Annotated in this window: 13 protein-coding genes and 1 pseudogene; 6 read left to right on the top strand and 8 right to left on the bottom strand. The window is 60.1% G+C overall.

The window, feature by feature from the left end:
- Positions 1–4 precede the first annotated feature (4 nt).
- Both motB and motA read right to left on the bottom strand, forming a co-directional pair.
- Positions 5–964: a flagellar motor protein MotB gene (gene motB / locus LJ360_RS14560; protein WP_091852460.1), complete on the bottom strand. Its 960-nt coding sequence runs from the start codon at positions 962–964 to the stop codon at positions 5–7.
- 36 nt (positions 965–1,000) lie between these two features.
- Positions 1,001–1,851 (bottom strand): annotated as a pseudogene (gene motA, locus LJ360_RS14565) (flagellar motor stator protein MotA).
- A 186-nt stretch (positions 1,852–2,037) separates the two neighbouring features.
- On the opposite strand from motA, the gene asd reads away from it, so the two are divergent.
- Complete coding sequence (asd, locus tag LJ360_RS14570) at positions 2,038–2,931, top strand: archaetidylserine decarboxylase (RefSeq protein WP_091852467.1); 894 nt, start codon at positions 2,038–2,040, stop codon at positions 2,929–2,931.
- Here asd and epmA read toward each other — a convergent pair.
- Both epmA and efp read right to left on the bottom strand, forming a co-directional pair.
- Positions 2,894–3,895: an EF-P lysine aminoacylase EpmA gene (epmA, locus tag LJ360_RS14575; protein ID WP_091852470.1), complete on the bottom strand. Its 1,002-nt coding sequence runs from the start codon at positions 3,893–3,895 to the stop codon at positions 2,894–2,896. The genes asd and epmA overlap by 38 nt on opposite strands.
- 13 nt (positions 3,896–3,908) lie before the next feature.
- Entirely contained in the window at positions 3,909–4,481 is a 573-nt protein-coding gene (gene efp, locus LJ360_RS14580) for an elongation factor P (RefSeq protein ID WP_091852473.1), read from the bottom strand.
- A 45-nt stretch (positions 4,482–4,526) separates the two neighbouring features.
- Between efp and epmB the strand changes: the two genes are divergently transcribed.
- The 3 genes from epmB (at position 4,527) to LJ360_RS14595 (ending at position 9,902) form a co-directional block, all read left to right on the top strand.
- Positions 4,527–5,573 carry an EF-P beta-lysylation protein EpmB gene (gene epmB, locus LJ360_RS14585; protein WP_091852475.1) on the top strand — a complete coding sequence of 349 codons (1,047 nt, stop codon included), beginning with the start codon at positions 4,527–4,529 and terminating at the stop codon, positions 5,571–5,573.
- A 202-nt stretch (positions 5,574–5,775) separates the two neighbouring features.
- Complete coding sequence (locus LJ360_RS14590; protein ID WP_245742603.1) at positions 5,776–7,605, top strand: GTPase; 1,830 nt, start codon at positions 5,776–5,778, stop codon at positions 7,603–7,605.
- A gap of 212 nt (positions 7,606–7,817) precedes the next feature.
- Complete coding sequence (locus LJ360_RS14595) at positions 7,818–9,902, top strand: EAL domain-containing protein (protein WP_091852480.1); 2,085 nt, start codon at positions 7,818–7,820, stop codon at positions 9,900–9,902.
- 51 nt (positions 9,903–9,953) lie between these two features.
- On the opposite strand, the gene serB is transcribed toward LJ360_RS14595, so the two are convergent.
- Both serB and parC read right to left on the bottom strand, forming a co-directional pair.
- Positions 9,954–11,177, bottom strand: coding sequence for a phosphoserine phosphatase SerB (gene serB / locus LJ360_RS14600; RefSeq protein WP_091852483.1), 1,224 nt, complete (start codon positions 11,175–11,177; stop codon positions 9,954–9,956).
- Positions 11,170–13,467 carry a DNA topoisomerase IV subunit A gene (parC, locus tag LJ360_RS14605; RefSeq protein WP_091852486.1) on the bottom strand — a complete coding sequence of 766 codons (2,298 nt, stop codon included), beginning with the start codon at positions 13,465–13,467 and terminating at the stop codon, positions 11,170–11,172. The genes serB and parC overlap by 8 nt, the downstream gene beginning before the upstream one ends.
- A gap of 323 nt (positions 13,468–13,790) precedes the next feature.
- Here parC and LJ360_RS14610 point away from each other — a divergent pair, with 323 nt between their 5' ends.
- Positions 13,791–14,027 (top strand): hypothetical protein, encoded by a 237-nt coding sequence (locus LJ360_RS14610; RefSeq protein WP_091852489.1) that lies wholly within the window; start codon positions 13,791–13,793, stop codon positions 14,025–14,027.
- A 52-nt stretch (positions 14,028–14,079) separates the two neighbouring features.
- Here the strand turns inward: LJ360_RS14610 and LJ360_RS14615 are convergent, their stop codons facing one another.
- Both LJ360_RS14615 and LJ360_RS14620 read right to left on the bottom strand, forming a co-directional pair.
- Complete coding sequence (locus LJ360_RS14615) at positions 14,080–14,664, bottom strand: YceI family protein (protein WP_091852492.1); 585 nt, start codon at positions 14,662–14,664, stop codon at positions 14,080–14,082.
- A 53-nt stretch (positions 14,665–14,717) separates the two neighbouring features.
- Positions 14,718–15,281, bottom strand: coding sequence for a cytochrome b (locus LJ360_RS14620; protein ID WP_091852495.1), 564 nt, complete (start codon positions 15,279–15,281; stop codon positions 14,718–14,720).
- Positions 15,282–15,893: 612 nt separating this feature from the next.
- Between LJ360_RS14620 and LJ360_RS14625 the strand changes: the two genes are divergently transcribed.
- Entirely contained in the window at positions 15,894–16,064 is a 171-nt protein-coding gene (locus LJ360_RS14625) for a hypothetical protein (protein WP_264994409.1), read from the top strand.
- Positions 16,065–16,081 lie beyond the last annotated feature (17 nt).

A 16,081-nucleotide genomic window follows, 5' to 3' on the forward strand; every position in this document is an offset into this window, starting at 1 on the left:
GCCCTTACCAGTTCAGCTCATTGGGGCGCACTGGCTCTTCTTCCTGAGCCCATTCTCCGCTCTCCAGCCGTTGCCGGGCAGCCTCCTCCTCAGCCTCGGAAGGCTTGGTGAGATCAATAAGTGGCTCACCGGTACGCCCCGCCCGGCCTTCAATTTCACCGACGGCCTTCTTGTTAAGCACGATAATCGAGATGCGACGGTTAACCGGCGCGGTAGGATCTTCCTTGTCGAACAACACCGAATCGCTGAGCCCCACGACACGGCTAATCTGCTCGGGCCGGACTCCGCCAGTCACCAGCGCCCTGCGGGCAGCGTTGGCCCGGTCGGCAGACAGCTCCCAGTTCGTGTAACCCGGCCGGCCGCTGAAAGGCGTGGCATCCGTATGCCCGGTAATGGATAGCTTGTTACGCACGGAACCGAGGGGCTTTGCCAGTTCAAAGAGAATATCCTGGGAATAGGGCTTGAGCTGGGCACTGCCGCTGTCAAACATGGGGCGCTGGGAGCGGTCGACAATCTGGATGCGCAGACCCTCGTCGGTGATGTCAATCAGCAGCTGGTCCCTGAACTCGCTCAAGGTTTCACTACTCTCGATCTGCTCCCTCAGGTCCTGGAACAGCTCTTCCATCTGGCGCTGCTCCAGCTGTTCCGAAAGGCTTTCGATACTCTGATCATCTACCGAGATGGTGCTGCCAACCTGGTCCTCGCCACTGGCCTCCAACACCGCGGCACTGCCGCCAAGGTCGACCGGGTTCTGGCTACCGCCCTCTGTGTATCCCACCGGATCCTTGAAATACCCCTCCACCGCCAGCTTCTGCTCCGGTGTTGCGTTGGTGGTGAGCCACAGCACCAGGAAGAACGCCATCATGGCGGTAGCGAAGTCGGCAAACGCGACTTTCCAGGAGCCGCCGTGGTGGGCGGCAGCCCTTTTCTTGACGCGTTTTACAATAATCGGTTCGTCAGCCACTACAACACCTGCGCAAGGCCGGCTTTCTGCCGGACATTACTTGGAACGGACATGGTCATTGAGTTCCTGGAAGCTGGGCCGCTTGTCGCTGGGCAAGGCCTTGCGGCCGAACTCGATGGCCATCTGCGGCGCCTGGCCGGAAACTGTCGCAATAATCGATGCCTTGGCGCACTCGTAGGCACGCAGTTCGTACTTGGCGTGGTGTTCCAGGGCGATGGAGGTCGGCCCCACAAAGCCATAGCCCATCCAGATACCGAGGAAGGTGCCCACCAGGGCGGCGGCCACACTCAGGCCGATTTTTCAGGGCCTTCACTCATGAAATTCATGGTAATAACGATACCCAGCACCGCTGCCACGATCCCCAGGCCCGGCAGGGCGTCGGCGATCTTGTTGACGGCATGGGCCGGCTCTTCCAGTTCGTGCTGCCGGGTATCCAGCTCCTGGTCCATCAGGCCCTCGAGCTCATGGGGCGCCATGTTGCCGGAGCTGATGATGCGCAGATAGTCGGTCACAAAGGCGGTCAGGTGCTTTGACTTCATCACTGCCGGGTAGCGGCTGAAGATCTGGCTCTGTTCCGGGTTATCAATGTCTTCCTCGATCGCCATGACGCCCTGCTTGCGGGACTTGTCGAAGATGTCGTACAACAGGCTCAGCAGGTCCATGTAGAAGGCCTTGTTGTAGGGGGAGCCGGTAATCAGCCGCATGACCCCGGCAAAGACCTCCTTGATGGTATGGAACGGGTTGGCAATGATGAAGGAACCGATGGCCGCACCGCCAATGATCAGCACCTCTGTTGGTTGCCACAACACCATCAGGTTGCCGCCGTGAAGCACGTAGCCTGCCAGCACACAGACCAGAACTATGACACTACCGATTATTAGACCCATGGGTTCCTGACCATCTGCCTGTTATTTGTGAACTGTTCAACGCTGCCGGGGAGCAGACTGGCAGGTTATTCGTTAGCCAGCCATGATAGCAATGACATTTTGTAAACGGAAAACCAATAAATGATTTCTACCAATAAGCCGGATTTTGGTAAACTCACGCCTCGTTTGTTCGAAGGCCCCTGACCTATGCTTGACCGGCTTTTTGTCCTGGCACAATACGTTCTGCCGCAAATCCTGATTTCCCGCCTTGCCGGAAAACTGGCCGACAGCCGGCCACCGGCGCCCGTGTTGACAGCCGTTATACGCTGGTTTATCGGCCGCTATGGCGTAAACATGAACGAAGCCGCTGATGAAAACCCGGCCAGCTATGGCACCTTCAACGCATTTTTTACCCGGGAGCTCAAGCCCGGCCTGCGCCCGCTTGCCGGGGGCAGTGAGACCTTGGTCAGCCCCGTGGATGGCACCATCAGCCAGCTCGGCCAGGTCAGTGATGACCGCGTGTTCCAGGCCAAGGGTCAGTCGTTCAGCCTCACCGAATTACTCGGCGGCGATGCAGAAAGGGCAAAGCCATTTGAAGGCGGCGAGTTTGCCACCATCTACCTCGCCCCCCACGACTATCACCGCATTCATATGCCCCTGGCAGGAAAACTGCAGGAGATGGCCTATGTGCCGGGCCGGCTGTTCTCGGTCAATCCGGTCACCGCCGAAGCTGTGCCGCGGCTGTTTGCCCGCAACGAGCGAGTAGTCGCCATCTTCGACACTGACGCAGGCCCCATGGCCATGGTACTGGTCGGTGCGATGATCGTCGGCAGCGTGGAAACCCGCTGGGGCGGTGTCGTGGCACCAACCGACGGCAAACGTGAAGTAACCACGTCCGATTACCGCCATCAGTCGCCGGGTGTCCGATACGAACGGGGCGAGGAAATGGGCCGCTTCCGCCTGGGCTCTACCGTCATCCTGGTGTTCCCGAAAGGAGCCACCCGGTGGCAGGAAAACCTGCAATCCCGTGATCAGGTGCGTCTGGGCCAGTCGTTCGGCAAGGTCATGAACGCTCAGCAGGAAACGCCAGCACCTCGCTGATATCGTCCACACCGCACTTGAGCATCAGCAGGCGATCAAGCCCCAGGGCGACACCGGCACATTCCGGCAGCCCCGCCTCCAGTGCCGCCAGTAACCGTTCGTCCACCGGCATCTCCGGTTTGCCCAGTTCACGGCGGCGGGCGTTGTCAGCCTCGAACCGCTGCCGCTGCTCGTCAGCATCCGTCAACTCCCAGTAGCCATTGCACAGTTCTATGCCCTGTACATAGAGCTCAAAACGGTGGGCCACCGGGCAGCCATCTTCTTCGCTGATGCGGGCCAGCGCCGCCTGGCTGGCGGGATAGCGGGTGACGAAGACCGGACGGTCAAAGCCAAGGGCCGGTTCAACCCGAAAGCTCATGACCAGGTCCAGGCAGCTGTCCCGATCCAGCTGATCCACCAATGCTGCGTCGCCGGTCAGGGAATAACAGGCATTGCGCAGTTCAGGCAGGTCCGCTGTCATCGGATCCAGGCCCGCATGCGCCCTCATCAGCTGGCGATAGGACATCCGCTCAGGCTCAGGCGCTCCCAGCCAGCCACATACCAGGGCCGCTACCTCGTCCATCAACTGCTCGTCATTCCAGCCAGGGCGATACCATTCCAGCAGGGAAAATTCGGGATTATGGCGGCGCCCCCGCTCGCCGTTACGGAATACATGGCTGACCTGGTAAATACTGCCACTGCCTGCCGCCAGCAGGCGCTTCATGTGGTATTCCGGAGAGGTCTGCAGCCAGCCGGTGGAATGGGTCCAGCCCGCTACCGGTTGTGGCGCGGCGGCAATGCAATCGATATTCACATCGGTGATACCACACTGCCCCAGCACCGGGGTTTCCACCTCCAGCACCCCCCGCTGCGCAAAAAAGCCGCGCACCCAGTCCAGCTGGCGTGCACGGCCTTCAAGAACCTGCCGGGTGGCAGTGGGCTGCCAGGACGGCGCTGCTCCCGGCAGCGACTGACCCCTGCCCATGACTACCCCCTGATCAGCTTTTGACCCGGTTAACGTACTCGCCGGTACGGGTGTCAACCTTCAGTACCTCACCGATGGAGATGAACAGGGGCACCTGGACCACCGCGCCGGTGGTGAGTGTCGCTGGCTTGGAGCCACCCTGGGCGGTGTCGCCCTTCATGCCCGGGTCGGTTTCCACCACTTCCAGCTCGACGAAGTTCGGCGGCGTGACGGACAGCGGGGCGCCGTTATACAGGGTGACCGTGTAGACATCCTGCTCCTTGAGCCATTTCACGGTATCGCCTACGGCCTTGGCATCGGCCGGATACTGCTCAAAGGAGCCGTCGGTTTTCATGAAGTGCCAGAACTCACCGTCTGTGTACAGGTACTCCATGTCCTGGTCCATTACATCAGCGGCCTCCAGGCTCTCGCCGGACTTGAAGGTACGCTCCCAGACCCGGTTGGTCATCAGGTTGCGAAGCTTGACGCGGTTGAACGCCTGGCCTTTGCCGGGCTTGACGAACTCGTTCTCGAGAATGACGCAGGGATCGCCATCCAGCAAAACCTTAAGACCGCCGCGGAATTCGTTGGTAGAATAAGAAGCCATGAAACACTCACCTGAAATGACGCTGTTGGAATGTGAAAGTCCGCTATGATACAGCGAACCGTCGCCCGTATAGAAGCCCAAGACCCGGATAACCCCATGCCTACGTGGCAGAGCCTGCTGGCCCGCTCCGTGACCAGCCCGGGTGTTCTTTTGCGCCGCCTGGGCCTGGATTCCGCGCAACGCGAACACGACGCCCGGGTTGGCCATGACGCATTTGAAGTACGGGTACCGGAACCCTGGCTGGCCCGCATCCGACCGGGAGACCCGGATGACCCGCTACTGCGCCAGGTGCTGCCCCTCGCGGAGGAGGGTAAGGACTACCCCGGCTTTGTGCGGGACCCACTGCAGGAAACCGACTCCACGCCCACCCCCGGGTTGATCCGCAAGTACCGAAGTCGGGCCTTGCTGATGGTGACCGGGCAGTGTGCCATCAACTGCCGCTACTGTTTCCGCCGCCACTTCCCCTACCCGGACCACAGGTTGTCGCCACAGCAGCGGGAGCAGGTGATCACCACGCTCACCGAAAGTCCCGAAATCAATGAGGTCATTCTCAGCGGCGGAGACCCGCTTGCCGTAAACGACCGCCTGCTGTCTGCCTGGGCCCGGGCGCTTGCGACAGTTCCGTCCCTGACCCGGTTACGCATCCACAGCCGGCTGCCCATTGTCATCCCCCAACGGGTGGACGATTCCCTGCTGGCCTGGATCAGGGAGTCTCCCCTGCAGGTCGTTATGGTGGTACATGTTAACCATCCCCGCGAGATCGATAACGACGTCCGAAAGGCCATGAAAGCACTGCGGGACGCCGGGGTAACGCTGCTCAACCAGAGCGTGGTGTTAAAGGGGGTCAATGATGACCCGGACACCCTGGCGGATCTCAGCGAACAACTGTTTTCGTCCGGTGTATTGCCCTATTACCTCCATGCCTTTGACCCGGTTGCCGGCGCCCACCACTTTGATGTCAGTGATCAGCGCGCCAGGCAACTGGTTCGCGCGCTGCAGGCCAGACTGCCCGGCTACCTGGTGCCACGACTGGTACGGGAAATACCCGACCGTCCCGGCAAGACGCTGCTGGATATTGGTATGGAACAGTAATGCCGGCGGAACATTGCAACTGTCAAAGATTGTCATGTTACAGTTATCTGGCTTTCCCTCGGGTTTTTGCTACTTTATGGTTAGCCCGGTTAGCGATAACAATCTGTAATTCTGGAAATTTTTTCAGGGTGTCAGCGTATGGAACCCTCCTTTGGCGTAAACGGTAATCGCGGCATGAATGACAGGTCCAACTGGTAACACGATGCAGAAACCCGAACTGACAGTACCCGAGCCAAGGATCGCACACCTGTCGTTTTGCGAAGCGACCCCGAAGGCCTTCCGGTACTGGGTGGACCACCTGCCCATGGCCAATCTGGGCGAGCTCTCCCGCCAGCTTTACCATGCCATTATCGAGGTCAACCAGCTGTTCTGCCCGCCATCCCAACGGCTGCAGCTCCTTGAGTTGATCCGACCGCGCATCCGCTTCGTCTGCACAGAGTTGTCACGCCACTACCTTGGCATGGCGATCGCCCTGCCCGAAAAGCAACGCAAGATCGCCAACCTGTCCCAGGCCCTGCAACTGCACCTGGCTTCAGGCTACAAACTGGTTATCACCGAGCTGCTCGATGCGGGCACGATCGACCGACAACGAAAGCCCCTTGCCCAGGCTTGTCACCGCGCACTCACAGAGCTGGGCGCCACAATCCTCAGGGCCCAGCAACTGTACACTGCGAGCCCCTCCGGGAGCTGGCACGAGAGCCATCAGCTGTTCCGTTTCGCGCGCCAGAACAACCTGCACACGCTTGCCGTACAGGACGACCAACGGCCTCACCGAAGCGAAAGCACTGTCGCCGATGCCTATTGTCAGACCCTGCTGCTCGGCTGTGCCCGGGCGAACCAGCTTCGCCAGAATGAACTGGAGCAGGCCAGCGAATTATTCGAACTCTGGTCACCCAGGGTCCAGTGCGCGCCCGAGCTGGCTGCAAAGGCCGTTTTCCTGGTGGACATGAACAGCGACAAGCCTCCCTGCTATCGGTCACTCGCGCCTGATGCTGAGGGCGGTCACTGGTGGGGTTTCGATACCGGGTCCCTGGCCGAGCAGATCAGCAACCACCTCCGTGATACGTCCGGGACGGTTAACACCAAGGCCCAGGCCGGCAAGCCAAACTCCAACACCAGCGACTTGCCCCTCCTTCCACGGAGCAGTGACACGTTGCTGACGCACCTTGGACAGGCCCTCGCCCTGCTCACTCAGCGTAACTTCAACCGACTGGAGACGGATGGCCAGCTGGAAGTCTGTGCCGGGCTGACTGCCGTGCATTACTTCGTGGCCGGCGAGAAGCCTTTTGCGGAATTCGTGGTGAGCAGTGCGAGCACAGAAGTAACGGAACCCGACAATCGCTTCATGAAGCCGACCCGCCGGGATGCCTGGTCCGATGCCTTCGACGCCGGTATTTCCGAAGAGCGAGTCCGCCCACTGGCCGATGCGCCCATCAACTACCAGAAGCCCGGCGCAGGGAGTGACACTTCCCAGACACGGCATCAGCCGCGGTCCTACCTGACCCGGGTGGTCAATACCAGCCCCGGCGGTTACTGCGTCGTCTGGAGCGCTAACATTCCTCCGACCCTTCAGGCGGGGGAGATTCTGGGGGTGCGGGAACACCGTAATCATCCCTGGAGTATCGCGCTGGTCCGCTGGCTTCGGCAGCACCGGGGAGAAGGAACCCGGATCGGCATAGAGGTCATAGCGCCGGGGGCGGCTCCCTGTGGCGTACAACTTATCCAGAAAACCGGCAACAGCAGCGAATTCCTCCGGGGCCTGCTGCTGCCAGAGATACCCGACGCCCACCTGCCGGAAAGCCTTATCACCCCGAAGCTGCCATTCCAGTCCGGAAGCCGGATAACCCTGCTGAGACAAGGCGTGCAGGACCAGGGCCTGCTGGGCCGGAAGATCGCCGTCACCGGCAGCATCAGTCAGTTCGAACTGCGGCTTTACAAGCGCCCCGACGAACCGGACTCCGGACCGCAATCAAGGAAAAACCCCTTCGGCACCAGTGACAGTGAGTTCGACTCCCTCTGGCCGGACCTCTGATCCCGTCACGACAAAACTGCGCGCCAGCTCCCGCTGTGACCAGCTGAGGCTTGTTATTGACGCCTATCCCCTGCATCATTCGGGGTTATTATTGCCCGGCCCCCGCCCTGCGGGGCCTGCCAACAGGGATCAGAGCACTGGCACGGACGGCCCTTCGAAGCATCAGGTGCCCGGATTTCAGGGCAGCAGACAGACAGCGAGACCGCCAGCGAATGCAGAAGCAAAAGACCACCGTCCACCTGCTGATCATGGACCCCTCCCAGAACGATGCGGAATCACTGGTCAGCCTGTTGCGGAATTCAGGCCGCGCCACCCGGGCACACCGGGTTACGTCTGAGGAAGACCTGGATGAAGCGATCCGCACTGGCCAGTGGGACCTGTTCCTGGCGCGGGATAACCAGTCAGACTTTATTCCTGACGATGCCCTGGCCATCATCCGTCGGCTGGACAAGGATATTCCCTTCGTCCTGCTTACCGAATCCGAAGACCTGGAGCGCTCCCTCGCTATCATGAAAGCCGGTGCCCAGGACGTCTGCCCGGCGGGTGAAACCGAGCGACTGATGCTGGTGATCCGGCGCGAGCTCGCCAACCTTGAAGAACGCCGCCGGCGCCGGGTGCTGGAGTCCCACCTGCGGGAAGCCGAGCAGCGTTGCCAGCTGCTGCTGGAAAGCTCAAAGGATGCCATTGCCTACGTCAACGATGGCATGCACGTCTATGCCAACCATGCCTACATGGACTTCCTGGGGTACGACGATCTCGATGAACTGATGTGCATTCCATTGCTGGACACCCTGGCCCCCGGGAGCCAGGATGACCTGCGCAAGTTTATGAAGTCCTTTGCTGAAACGAGGGAAGACGGCATGAACCTTAATGCCGTAGCCCGTCGCAGTGATGACCAGGACATCAATATCACCATGACCGTATCGGCTGCGACCTATGATGGTGAAGCCTGCATCCAGGTGGTCATCCAGCCTGAACATAACGACGCAGAACTGCAGGAAAAGATCCGCGAGATCAGTAACCAGGACTTGCTGACGGGCCTGTACAATCGCCAGTACCTGATGGAGCAGCTGAACCGTGCGGTGGCGACCGCCGGCGAGAAGAACCAGACCGGTGCCCTTGCCTACATCGGTATCGACCGGTTTGTCAGCTTCAAGAATGACCTCGGCATTGCCGGCACGGACCTGCTACTGCGAGACTTCGCAGCCTTGCTGGAAAAGCACGCCGGTGACGACATGGTACTGGCGAGGATCAGTGATGACGCGTTCTGCCTGTTGTGCCAGCCCTGTGAGGAACAGTTCATGGCCGAGCGCTGCGAAGCCATTCGCAAGGCCGTCGATGACCACCTGTTCGATATCCAGGGCCGCTCTGCCCAGGTGACGGTTTCCATCGGTGTGGCAGCCATCACCGAGAATGCTCCCAAGGCCGCCGACCTTCTGGGCCGGGCCCATATCGCCCATGGTGCAGTACGGAAGGAACCGGGCCATGAGAACGGCAACGGCGTAGTGGTGTACAACCCGGCCAACTACGAAACACTCGATGACTCCAACTCCCTTGACGCCATCACCAAGGCACTGGAAGAGAACCGTTTCCGCCTGCTGTTCCAGCCCATCATCAATCTGCGGGGTGAAGGCGAAGAGCACTACGAGGCGTTGGTGCGGATGCTGGACAAGGACGATAAGGAGGTCTCCCCCTATGACTTCCTGCCACCAGCCGGACCGTCTGACATGGCCACCCGGATTGACCGCTGGGTCGTGCTGCAAACCATCAAACAATTGTCACAGCATCGCAGCCACGGCCATGATACCCGGCTGTTCCTGAATGTGACCGCAGAAACCCTGCAGGACCAGACCTTCAGCCAGTGGCTGAGCGTAGCCCTGAAAGCCGCGCGACTGCCCGGAGACTCACTGATCTTCCAGCTGCGAGAGGGGGACGCTACCAGTCACCTCAAACAGGCCCGCGACTTCAGCAAGTCCCTGCGGGAACTCCACTGCAAGGTCGCCCTGTCCCAGTTTGGCTGCGCCCTGAACCCTTTCAATACCCTCAAGCACGTGGATGTGGACTACGTGAAAATCGACGGTTCCTTCACCGAGGAAATCCAGAAGAGCGACGAGGCCCGGGACAAGGTGAAAGAGATGATCCAGTCGCTGCAGAGCAGCGGCAAACTCACGATCATTCCGCTGGTGGAAAGTGCCTCTGTGCTGGCAACGCTCTGGCAGGCAGGGGTGAACTACATCCAGGGTTACTACCTGCAGGCGCCGGTGCCGGAGATGAACTACGACTTTGGTGACCAGTAACCGTCAGCCAGCCAGCTGAGCCGGCGGTTACTGGTTAACGCCTCCCTGCGCTCAGCGGGGTGATGCCAGCCGGGTCTCGGATTCGCGGTAACCCAGCAGGTACAGGATGGCATCCAGACCCAGTGTGGAAATGGCGTGGCGGGCAGACTCCTTCACCACCGGCTTGGCACGGAAGGCCACACCCAGTCCCGCCTGGCTCAGCATGGGCAGGTCGTTGGCCCCGTCGCCGACAGCGATCACCTGCTCCCGGGAAATCTTCTCGCGCTCGGCAATCTCCAGCAGCAACTGTGCCTTGCGGGCACCATCCACGATGGGGCCGGCCACCCGACCGGTGACCTTGCCATCGACAATTTCCAGCTCATTGGCGTAGACATAGTCGATACCCAGGCGCGCCTGGAGGTGGCGGGCAAAGTAGTTGAACCCGCCGGACAGTATGGCCGTGCGATACCCCAGTGAACGCAGGGTACGGATCAGGTATTCAGCGCCCTCGGTCATGGTCAGACGGGCAGCGATACGCTCCAGCACCGCTTCGTCCAGACCCTTGAGCAGGGCCAGGCGCTCGGCGAAGCTTTCGCTGAAGTCCAGCTCGCCACGCATGGCACGCTCGGTGATTTCAGAGACCTGCTCGCCCACGCCGGCTTCCAGCGCCAGTTCGTCGATGACCTCCGCCTCGATCAGGGTGGAGTCCATATCAAACACCACCAGACGACGGTTGCGACGGAAAATGGAATCTTCCTGGAAGGCAATATCCACGTTCATGTCGCCGGCAATCTTCAGGAAATCCGAACGCAGCGCCTCCAGGTCCTCCGGAGTGCCCCGCACGGAAAACTCCACGCAGGCGATCCGGTTATCACCAGGCGCCAGCGATGGCCTCGCCGACAGACGGGTAATGTTGTCGATATTGAGGCCGTGGCGGGCGGTAATCTCGGACACCCGGGCGATCTGCTCCGCCTTGATATCACGGGACAGCAGGGTGACCATGTAGCAGGCCCGGTTGCGACCTTCTGCCCACTGCTGATACTCCGCCTCGGTAATCGGCGCAAAACGTACCTGCAGGTCCAGTGCGTGGAGCCGGAACAGCAGTTCCCGGATCACCGGCGATGCCTGGCTCTCATCGGGAATTTCCGCCAGGATGCCCCAGGTCAGGTAGTCATGGATCACTGCCTGGCCAATATCCAGGATGCGCACGTCGTACCGGCCCATAATGCCGGTAATTTCAGAGGTCAGGCCTGGCTTGTCGCGGCCGGACACATTGATCAGGACCAGTTCACTCACTGTCTTCTTCTCCGGTAGCCGCCTCGTCGGTGCCTGCCGCTGCAATCACATCGATGCCATCGACTCGCTGCAACCCCCTGGGGAGTTTGTGGCCACGACGACCCCGCTCACCCAGGTAGTGCTCCAGGTCGGAGAAACGCAGGCCGAGTTTGCGCTTGCCGGCCCGGATCTCCAACTGGTCAGCCTCGCCAAACACGGTCAGGGCCACCACGAACTCTTCCCGGTTCTGGACCCGGGCCGAGGGAATGCTGATGATCTTGTTGCCCTTGCCCCGGGCCAGTTCAGGCAGCTGTTCCAGCGGGAACACCAGCATTCGGCCCTCGTTGGAAATGGCCGCCAGGTAACGGGGCTGTTCCCGACGCGGAACCGGGACCGGTTCCAGCAGCTTCGCACCCTTCGGGATCGACACCACCGACTTGCCATTGCGGTTCTTGCTGATCAGGTCGGCGGCGCTGGCCACGAACCCGTAACCCGCATCGGTCGCCAACAGGAATTTTTCATCGGGATTAGCCACCAGAAGGCCCGCAAAGGTCGCCCCGGAGGGCGGGTTGATGCGGCCAGTGAGCGGCTCACCCTGTCCCCGGGCTGAAGGCAGGCTGTGGGCCATCAGGGAATAGGCGCGGCCGGTGGAGTCCAGGAACACAGCGTTCTGGTTGTTCCGGCCCTTCGCGGCCAGGGCGAACTTGTCACCGGATTTGTAGCTAAGGCCTGCGGGATCAATGTCATGCCCCTTGGCAGCGCGCACCCAGCCTTTCTCTGACAACACAACCGTTACCGGGTCATTGGAGACCAGGTCAGCTTCGGAGAAGGCCCGGGCCTCTTCCCGCTCGACAATGGGAGATCTGCGGTCGTCTCCGTAGGTTTCTGCGTCCGCCAGCAACTCTTCCTTGATCAGCTCACGCATGCGGTCTTCGGAACCAAGGATCGACTGGAGCTCGTCCCGTTCAGCGGCAAGCTCATCCTGCTCCCCGCGGATCTTCATCTCCTCCAGCTTGGCCAGGTGGCGCAGTTTCAGCTCAAGGATGGCTTCGGCCTGGTCGGCAGACAATCCGAAGCGCTTGATCAGTTCCGCCTTGGGTTCGTCCTCGTAGCGGATGATGTTGATGACCTCATCAATGTTCAGGTAGGCGATCAGCAAGCCTTCGAGGATGTGCAGCCGGGCCAGGACCTTGTCCAGGCGATACTGCAAACGGCGGGTCACCGTGGTCTTGCGGTAGGCCAGCCACTCGGTGAGCATGGTGTGCAGGTTCTTCACCGCCGGTCGGCCGTCGTTGCCGATAACATTCAGGTTGACCCGGTAGGTCTTCTCCAGGTCCGTACTGGCAAACAGGTGGGCCATCAGGCCTTCCACGTCGACCCGGGACGAGCGTGGCACGATCACCAGGCGAGTGGGGTTCTCATGGTCGGATTCATCCCGGAGATCCGCCACCATGGGCAGCTTGCGGGTCTGCATCTGGTGGGCAATCTGCTCCAGCACCCGGTTGCCGGAAACCTGGTGCGGCAGGTCGGTGATCACCACCTCGCCGTTCTCGCGGACCCAGCGGGCCCGCATCCGCAGGCTACCCCGACCGGTGTGGTACATCTGGCGGAGGTCCTTGCGGGGGGTGATGATCTCGGCGCCCGTGGGGAAGTCCGGCCCCTTGATATGCTCACACAGCTCGTCCACATCCGAATCCGGACTGTCCAGCAGGCGGACACAGGCTGCCGTCACTTCCCGCACGTTGTGCGGCGGGATATCGGTGGCCATGCCTACCGCAATGCCGGTGGTGCCGTTCAGCAACACATGGGGCAGCCGGGCTGGCAATGTAGAGGGTTCGTCCATGGTGCCGTCAAAGTTGGGCACCCAGTCCACCGTGCCCTGCCCCAGTTCGCTGAGCAGCACTTCTGAAAACTTCGACAGGCGGGACTCGGTATACCGCATGGCGGCAAAGGACTTGGGGTCATCGGGTGAACCCCAGTTGCCCTGACCGTCCACCAACGGGTAGCGGTAGGAAAATGGCTGCGCCATCAGCACCATGGCCTCGTAGCAGGCGCTGTCGCCATGGGGGTGGAATTTACCCAGTACGTCACCAACCGTACGGGCAGACTTCTTGTACTTGCTGGTGGACTTGAGTCCCAGTTCCGACATGGCGTAGATAATGCGCCGCTGCACGGGTTTGAGTCCGTCTCCCACATTGGGCAGGGCCCTGTCGAGGATGACGTACATGGAATAGTCCAGGTAGGCCTTTTCCGTATAGTCCCGTAACGAAACCCGCTCAAAACCTTCGTCGGTGGTCTGAAACTCTGGCATGAATGCCCCTTGCTCCGGAAATGGGTTCTCGTGCAACCCGCCTGCGCAACGTGCCACACCGGGGGCTGGAAAATCACGCTGACAGGTCACAATACTGCTTGTTACACAGCGGTGTGCCGTATAGCGAGGCTCATTATATGGAGGCGAGGCGCAATAGACCAATTCTGGAAGACGAATCCCCGGCGGTTTTTTCCAATAGCGGAATTCCCGCATGTTTCCGGCCAGCGGGTCACCGTATTCTCGTCGAGGATTGTGGATTAAGGATTCGACATCTGAACACCGGAACAGCTGCCTGCTCCGGCCCATTACTCAGAGCGAACACTATGAAACTGACTCTCAAGGCATGCCGTCAGGCGGTTCTGACCGCCATGATCAACGGCGCACTTGCCCTGGCATTGATGCTCCTGGTGGAGTTCTCGCTCAGTGGCAGCCTGGCATTGACAAGACCGTTCCTGATTGCCGGCATCCTGGTTGCCCTGGTGATCTTCGTCGCCCAGTTCTTCCGGCAGCTCAGACTCTGCCGCTGCGACCAGAACCAAAACGGGGCCCCTACCAAGTAAGGGCCCCGTCCTTCTTCATGCCGGTGTTATACCCGACTGGAATCACCAATACTTACTGGCGGATACCCTCAACCGAGATTTCCAGCTTGACGGTTTCCGAGGCGGGTCCCAGGTCCATGGGAATACCGAAATCCTTCAGCCGGATTTCCGTCTCTGCATCAAAGCCCATGCGATAGCCGCCCCAGGGATCTTCACCATGGCCCTGAAGCTCGACTTCCAGGGTAACTTCCCGGGTGACGCCACGCAGGGTCAGCTCGCCAGTAACATCCGCTTCCTCACCGTCGTCATCCACTTCAACGCGGGTGCTGCGGAAAGTCGCCTCCGGATATTCGTCAACGAACAGGAAATCCTCACTGCGAAGGTGCTTGTCCCGCTCGGCGTGGTTGGAATCCACACTGGAGGTATCGATGGTTACGTTGACCTTGCTGTTTTCCGGGTTCTCCGCATCAAACACAATCTCGCCGTCAAAGTCGTTAAAGCGACCATAAAGTGTGCTGAAGCCCAGGTGTGAAACCTCGAACGTAATGAACTGGTGCGCGCCCTCTGTATCGAAGGCATAGGTGCCACTGTGTTCGCTGGCGATGGCAGGACCGGCCAGGGCCAGGGTCATTGCCGATGCAAGAAGGGTCTTTTTCATAGCGTGTTCTCCTTTGATGTTCTCTGATGAAGTCCGTTGGATCCCGAAACCGATCAGCCCCTGCCCTTCAGGGCGACAGGCAACATACGCCTGAGGGTGTCGTCCCGGTCGACGAAGTGATGCTTGATGGCCGCCAGGCCATGGAGTGAGGCGAGCACGACCAGCCCCCAGGTGGCCCAGTAGTGGACATCACCGGCGATATCTTCCATACCTTTAATCCGCCCGGTCACGGACGGCACCTCAAACCAGTTGAATACCCGGATGGCCGAGCCATCGGCCGTAGAAATCAGGTAGCCGCTGAACATGGCGGTGAACAGCAGCAGGTAGAGCACCCCGTGCACCACACGTGCCGACAGGATCTCTGCCGGTGAGTGGCTGCCCAGCGCCGAAGGCCTGGTGTCTGCCAGACGCCAAACGAGTCGCAGAAGAACCGTGATCAGCAGCAGTATGCCCACGCTCCGGTGGATATGGGGCGCCAGGCGGTACAACTCATCGTAATAGCCCAGGTCCACCATGTAATAACCCAGACCAAACAGCCCAAATACCGCCAGCGCTACCAGCCAGTGCAGCGTTGCATGGACAGCACCAAAGCGCCTGGGGGAATTTCGTAACTGCATGACACGGATCCTTCCTTAACGTTGGCCAGGGCAGTCCGAGCTGGACGGCACCGGGTTTTACGGCGTGCATCGGAATACCCAGAAGCATAGGAAGCTGGGCCTCCGAAGCCAACCGCAATATTCTGCTCAGCCTGTTCAGTTTTTCTGAAAGAGCCGCCTGGTGCGGGGCTTACCCCCTTGGTCGTATGTGGCTTTTACGGATTCAGTCCTGCTATGGAATCCATATAATTGAATTATCACTTTTACAGGGCGAAACGCCCAAAGCCACAGGAGAGCACCATGGAACTCGAATTTGACGAATCCGTAGTCGTACCGAGCAACAACTAACAGTATTGAAGGGCAGGTTAACCTGCCCTTTTCTTTGGTGGTCGCATTCCATGGAATTCGACCAGCGTTGCCAGGCCCAGCACGTATACCCAACCCGCCAGCCCACCTTGGACCAAGTGGCCGATTACGTGGTCCAGGTCACTGAATGACAATGTTTAACACCGCCTACTGGCGCCCCCCGGGAAGTTCTGGCATGCTCCGGAACAGATTTCCTTATTCCGGCAGGATTACCACGGCCCCTCCAGCCGTCTCCCGGGGTTATAACAGTCGCCAGAATTGTGGACCATGAATTATCTGTCACCACAGCTGTCAGGTGCCGACCTGGAACTCCTTGACCCTCTGTTGAGCCAGCAGGATAACCGCTGGACCGGACGCTTTCATGGCCTCATACTGAAGACGGCCCTGCAGCCTATTTTCAGCATATCCCACAAGGGGATTATCGGCTATGAAGCCTGATCAGGGCGTTTGATCCG

This window comes from Marinobacter sp. AN1 (assembly GCF_026013985.1).
GTDB classification, from domain to species: Bacteria; Pseudomonadota; Gammaproteobacteria; order Pseudomonadales; family Oleiphilaceae; genus Marinobacter; species Marinobacter segnicrescens.

Bases quoted from the DNA above. Each gene is read 5' to 3' on its own strand.
- efp (WP_091852473.1), bottom strand. From the start codon at position 4,481: ATGGCTTCTTATTCTACCAACGAATTCCGCGGCGGTCTTAAGGTTTTG.
- LJ360_RS14615 (WP_091852492.1), bottom strand. From the start codon at position 14,664: ATGAAAAAGACCCTTCTTGCATCGGCAATGACCCTGGCCCTGGCCGGT.
- LJ360_RS14625 (WP_264994409.1), top strand. From the start codon at position 15,894: ATGAATTATCTGTCACCACAGCTGTCAGGTGCCGACCTGGAACTCCTT.
- LJ360_RS14590 (WP_245742603.1), top strand. From the start codon at position 5,776: ATGCAGAAACCCGAACTGACAGTACCCGAGCCAAGGATCGCACACCTG.
- epmB (WP_091852475.1), top strand. From the start codon at position 4,527: ATGATACAGCGAACCGTCGCCCGTATAGAAGCCCAAGACCCGGATAAC.
- parC (WP_091852486.1), bottom strand. From the start codon at position 13,467: ATGCCAGAGTTTCAGACCACCGACGAAGGTTTTGAGCGGGTTTCGTTA.
- LJ360_RS14595 (WP_091852480.1), top strand. From the start codon at position 7,818: ATGCAGAAGCAAAAGACCACCGTCCACCTGCTGATCATGGACCCCTCC.
- asd (WP_091852467.1), top strand. From the start codon at position 2,038: ATGCTTGACCGGCTTTTTGTCCTGGCACAATACGTTCTGCCGCAAATC.
- LJ360_RS14610 (WP_091852489.1), top strand. From the start codon at position 13,791: ATGAAACTGACTCTCAAGGCATGCCGTCAGGCGGTTCTGACCGCCATG.
- epmA (WP_091852470.1), bottom strand. From the start codon at position 3,895: ATGGGCAGGGGTCAGTCGCTGCCGGGAGCAGCGCCGTCCTGGCAGCCC.
- LJ360_RS14620 (WP_091852495.1), bottom strand. From the start codon at position 15,281: ATGCAGTTACGAAATTCCCCCAGGCGCTTTGGTGCTGTCCATGCAACG.